The organism is Mesorhizobium sp. LSJC280B00, from assembly GCF_000502835.1.
Classification (GTDB): Bacteria; Pseudomonadota; Alphaproteobacteria; order Rhizobiales; family Rhizobiaceae; genus Mesorhizobium.
In genome coordinates, this window is sequence record NZ_AYVL01000085.1 from 1 (window position 1) to 4,752 (window position 4,752).

General features: G+C 55.7%; 5 protein-coding genes. 1 reads left to right on the top strand and 4 read right to left on the bottom strand.

All coding sequences use genetic code 11. The annotated features are described in order from the left end of the window. Positions 1-202: 202 nt before the first annotated feature. The 4 genes from speD to X773_RS77120 all read right to left on the bottom strand — a co-directional run bounded on the left by speD (position 203) and on the right by X773_RS77120 (position 4,275). Positions 203-604: an adenosylmethionine decarboxylase gene (gene speD / locus X773_RS76045; RefSeq protein WP_198023679.1), complete on the bottom strand. Its 402-nt coding sequence runs from the start codon at positions 602-604 to the stop codon at positions 203-205. Between the two features lie 88 nt (positions 605-692). After that, positions 693-2,336 (bottom strand): methyltransferase domain-containing protein, encoded by a 1,644-nt coding sequence (locus tag X773_RS73185; protein WP_084641918.1) that lies wholly within the window; start codon positions 2,334-2,336, stop codon positions 693-695. Then, positions 2,311-3,567, bottom strand: coding sequence for an NAD(P)-dependent oxidoreductase (locus X773_RS0140510; protein ID WP_023680904.1), 1,257 nt, complete (start codon positions 3,565-3,567; stop codon positions 2,311-2,313). The genes X773_RS73185 and X773_RS0140510 overlap by 26 nt, the downstream gene beginning before the upstream one ends. A 228-nt stretch (positions 3,568-3,795) precedes the next feature. Further along, positions 3,796-4,275 (bottom strand): hypothetical protein, encoded by a 480-nt coding sequence (locus X773_RS77120; protein ID WP_023680905.1) that lies wholly within the window; start codon positions 4,273-4,275, stop codon positions 3,796-3,798. Between the two features lie 130 nt (positions 4,276-4,405). On the opposite strand from X773_RS77120, the gene X773_RS0140520 reads away from it, so the two are divergent. Beyond that, a partial coding sequence (locus tag X773_RS0140520) for a homocysteine S-methyltransferase family protein (protein WP_156937519.1) occupies positions 4,406-4,752 on the top strand: 347 nt, incomplete at its 3' end.

The following is a 4,752-nucleotide window of genomic DNA, read 5'->3' on the forward strand; positions in this document are numbered from 1 at the left end:
CCCACGTAGGCGCTCCGTCTCTCGCGATCGGGGGGATTCTTCGCACATTCACCTCATGCCCCGCACGAGGGGAGCGGCGTGGCGCTTACGGTGATCGAGCAGCTCTGATCTTTCTTCGCCTTGGCGGCCGCCGGGATGCAGTGCCCGAAATCACGGGCGCCTGACGCACGAGATCGACGACGCGCGATTGATGAATCGAAAATTAGCGCTCAAGCCCCTTGAGCCAACGTTCGGAGTCGATCCGATCCGGTTGAGAGTATTGGTCGGCATTGTCGGCTCTGCCGCGGGCAAGCAAATACTCGACGACACGGATCGGCTTGAACTCTTCCTTCAGAACGGCAATAGCCTCTTTGGGGCGGGCCCGGCCACACATAAACACATCTAATGCCGCATAGCTGTGCTCTGGCCAAGTATGGATACTGATGTGAGATTCCGCCAATACCAGTACGCCTGAGACACCCTCGGGTGAAAACCGATGGAAGTTTGAAAAAAGTATAGTGGCTCCAGCGGACTGTGCGCTTTTCGTAATGGCTGTTTCGATAAAAGCGGGATTGCCAAACCTGTGCCGCCGAACAGATCGACAATATAATGGGCGCCAGCGCAGATCACGCCGTTAACTGAAACAAAGCTACCTGCACCGCCTTCGCGATTGTGCGACATGCTAAAAGCTCCAAAATATCGAAGGAGATCGCTCAGCTATTTTTCTGGCCGACCCAAACGAAAATGGCGTCGTAAAGTGGGTCCCGCTGTATCTCGATACGACGGCATTCCAGCGGGGTGAGCCCCGCATTCTTCATCGCGCTGGCTATCAGTTCGATGCTCAAATACGAATTGTCGTGCCCATCCTTCTGCGCAAATGACTGCCGCCTTGCCCAATCCGCTCCGATAGTTCGGCCCGTGGGTGCAAGGTGATCAGCGATGTGCTGGAAGCAATCGTCGTACGCGTCAGCTGTCCCCGAAATCGCTAGATTACCGAAGGCAGTGATCAAGTCGTATCGGTGGCTGTCCATCCAACTTGGCCACCGCTTCAGGCAGTCGAAAATCAAGAACTCGGCAAAGCGCTCGCGAAGCTGGTTGACCGAGTGATTGGATATTTTGAAATGATCGGCTACCCAACCGTAACACTCAGGAAGCGGTTGATTGCTCCGTACGAAGTTCGCTAGCACGCTAAGGGCTTCAGGCGCGATGTCGCAGCAAGAGAGGCGATTGACTCCCTTGGTTGGGAGATACCAGAACAGCGTCGAAGTTCCAGATCCCAGATCGAGAGCATTTCCCATAACGCCCCATTCCGCCATCGCCTTCAAAATATCCTCGGCCCCTTGGCCCTTGATGAAGGGGCCGGAGAAATACTCCGTCAGATAGGTCTCAAAATAAGCTCGGACGGACGGACGCATTGGAACCAACTGCAGGTCTTTCGTTCGAAAGGCATCACGGTCGTTCTGGAACCCTCGGCCGAGTTCCCACATAACCCCGGACGGGGGGAGCTGATCGTCCCGAATGTCGGTAGTTGCGCTGAGAAGAAAAATCATTCGGGCGTCGTTCGGCTGGTACCAGTTGCGTCCGTAGTCGCCGAACACCTTTTCAACCTTCAATCCAGCATCGACGCAAAGCGCCGTGAACTCGTCGACGCAGTAAGGCCTAAGTCGAATGGTCGTCTCGGTCTCGTCGATGGCCGTCTCAGTCTCACGAATGTGTCTGAACGACACGTCGACTGTGCCGTCACAATTGTGTTGCTGCATACGATGACGAGACAACGTGAGCCTGGCGGCTAGCGGGCGCGTCCACTCAAAGCGCCAACTGCCATCAGGGGCAGTAGGATCGAAATAGTCTGGCTGGAGGTAGGCCTGTTCTGGCCTGACCTTTGCGAAAGACGATAGGTCGATCATCAATGTCCCATCGTCCGAGAGGTGCCGTCGCAGCGCTTTGAGCGACTGCCGCGCCTGGGACAAGTCCACCAACAGCTGAAATGCCTCTCGGGGCACGAGGATAAGGTCGAACCGCTCTTCGAGGTCCAACGTCCGGAGATCCCCAACGAGTGCTGACACATTGTTGACGCCGAGTTTTTCAGCCTTTTCTGTCAGCCGTTCGACCATAGCCGGTTCGTTGTCGACAGCGACTATCGAACATCCGCTTCGAGCCAAATTAAGCGCGTTACGCCCGACCCCACACGGAATCTCAAGGACCGAGCGCGTAGAACCACCAACAAGACTGGCGAGAAAAGCATGGTCTACAGTGTCCGTATATTCGACATCGTAGTACGCGGCCCGTTCTTTATATGATATCTTATGCCGCATCGCCATGGCCGCCCCCTCACGCGGATTTCTTGGCCAATGCATCGATCAAGGCAAAGTCGCTAATCACGTGCGGATGGATGATCTCACCGTTTTCAACAAATTTGCCCTTTTGGGAAACCGAGTCCTGGAAATCCTTAAGGAAAATCGATTTGCCGAGACTAATAAGATAACGCGTATGGTTTGTGGTTGCCCCGATCGACGCCGTCTGATGCACGTGAGCTGGCATGACGGGATCCTTGTAGTGCCAAACGCCATGCACCTTATATGGTGCCGCGCCCATCCAGGTGAATGTATGGGCCGTCGGGATGTATCCTGCTCCATAGCCGCAAGTGACGTCGATGATCATCGAGCCTTCCTTCATCTTCTTGACGAGTTCGTCTGTGAGCATCGCTGGTGTATCGTAGGTCGAAATCAAAGTCGCTCCGATCACCAGGTCGGCGTCGGGTATCTCTCGCTCCAGGGCTTCTTGCGAGACAATCAGGCATTTGACGTTCGAGGGAACGGTCCCCTCAAATCGGCGGAGGCTTTCCTCGCGGTAGCCAAAGACAACAACTTCGTTTCCGAGACCTGCGGCTGTTCGAGCAGCTGCTGCGCCGACATTTCCATGCCCGATGACGACGACTTTCGGCGGCTTCATCCCCGGTAGGGAAGCCAGCATTATGCCGAGCCCTCCCTGCGTCGATAGCAGGTGATGGGCCCCAAAGAGCACAGCCAATTTCCCGCTGATCTCGCTATCGGGCGTCATGAGCGGAAACGAACCATCTGCGGCCTGAAAGTACTCATAGCTATAGGCTGTCACCCCATGCTCGCGCAGGTGGTGCGTTAGCTCGTAGTTTTCGCCTGGGTAAAAGTATGCGCCAATATGCAGCGGGCGGCACAGGTACCGCCGTTCGGCGACGCTCGGAAACTTATATTTCAAGAGGAATGGAGAAACTGTCCAAGCCTCGTCTGTTGAAACGATTTCGCCCCCTGCCGCCTTGTAGTCCCCATCAAACGCTCCCGAGGCGGCTCCGGCATCATGCTCAACGTAAACCTTAAAACCGGCCTCGACAAACTGTCGAACACCTTGCGGAAGCATGATAACCCGCTTCTCGTTGTCGCGGGTTTCTTTCAGGATAGAGACCGAGAGTTTATCTGTCATATTGGTACTCTTCATTTCGAGATTTTGTAGAAGTGTCGCGCTAGGCCCCTGACCTGCGTCCTGGTTAGATTCGAGCTGTTCGTCGCGTTTTAGGAATAGCGTCAGCCGCACCAGCAGACTGAGAATTCCCACCTAACGCTGCGAAAGCGTTAGCGGACGATGCAGGGCTTTCATTCGGCAGGAGCCTGCAGCAGCGCTTCGTCTGATCTTCTCAACCTTCCGCATTCTCTTCCTCCCGAGCCCGCTCATAACGCTGAGCATTTCCTGACCGATCTCCGTCGCCTCGACGCTTGCGGTATGGGAAGCTCTGACCCGAGCTCTTGCCTGATATTCCCGCCCGCGGTCCCTTCACGTCCAACCTCAGACGGCGAGACAATGCCGACTATTGTGTTTCGCCCGATCGTCAATGAATTGCTTCAACTCGGCTCGCCACATAATCAGTCCCCGTGGCTCGGCATGGTACGCCTGCAGATCTTCAGCCATCTTCAGTTGCTCCGAGCAATTCAGGCCAATTGCCATCGTCATCTCCCTTGGTTTGCGGGCAATTGCCGTCACGATGGCTTCCCAAAGTTGATGTGCAAGTGACGTGCCATCCTGATGATGTAGCTCCGCGCTGATACTCAAGTTGGGCCGGCGCGCCTTCTCCCCGCGCGCGTCTTCTGTTGTTGCTTTGAGGGCTTCGCACGAAATGCAAAACGTTCGACTATAATGCGTCCGTTCGATAGTGGACAGTTTGGGCCAAAGGCCACAATATTGTTTGCATCGGTCGAGACACCATGGGAGCGGCGCCGGCTTGAGCGCTGCCGCCCAAGCCGCTTCGAGGGCATGCCGCTCATCCATCTCATCTGCTTTTGGACCGATTTTGACACAAAACTTTCTCTCCGGTGCGCGACACCCAGGCTGGAGCGCGTATGTTGACATAAAGATGTCTTTATGTGAATTGGACACTACTGTCGTCTTGAGGATGAAAATGTCGCAGAATTCTGCATCGCTGGACGCATTGTTCGGCTCCGTCGCGGCAAAGCCCGACGAGTCGGAAATGCTTGCTGCGCTGACCGCAGCGGTGCACGAACGCATCCTCATCCTTGACGGCGCCATGGGCACGCAGATCCAGGGCCTCGGGTTTGACGAGGACCATTTCCGGGGTGAGGCCTTCGCCGGCTGTGCCTGCCACCAGCAGGGCAACAACGATCTGCTGATCCTGACGCAGCCTGGGGCGATCGAGGAGATCCACTATCAGTACGCCATCGCCGGCGCAGATATCCTTGAAACCAACACCTTCTCCTCGACCTCAATCGCCCAGGCCGATTACGGCAT

What these genes read in the sequence shown, in the direction of transcription:
- X773_RS77120 (WP_023680905.1), bottom strand. Translation starts at nt 4,275, where the DNA reads ATGGATGAGCGGCATGCCCTCGAAGCGGCTTGGGCGGCAGCGCTCAAG.
- X773_RS73185 (WP_084641918.1), bottom strand. Translation starts at nt 2,336, where the DNA reads ATGCATTGGCCAAGAAATCCGCGTGAGGGGGCGGCCATGGCGATGCGG.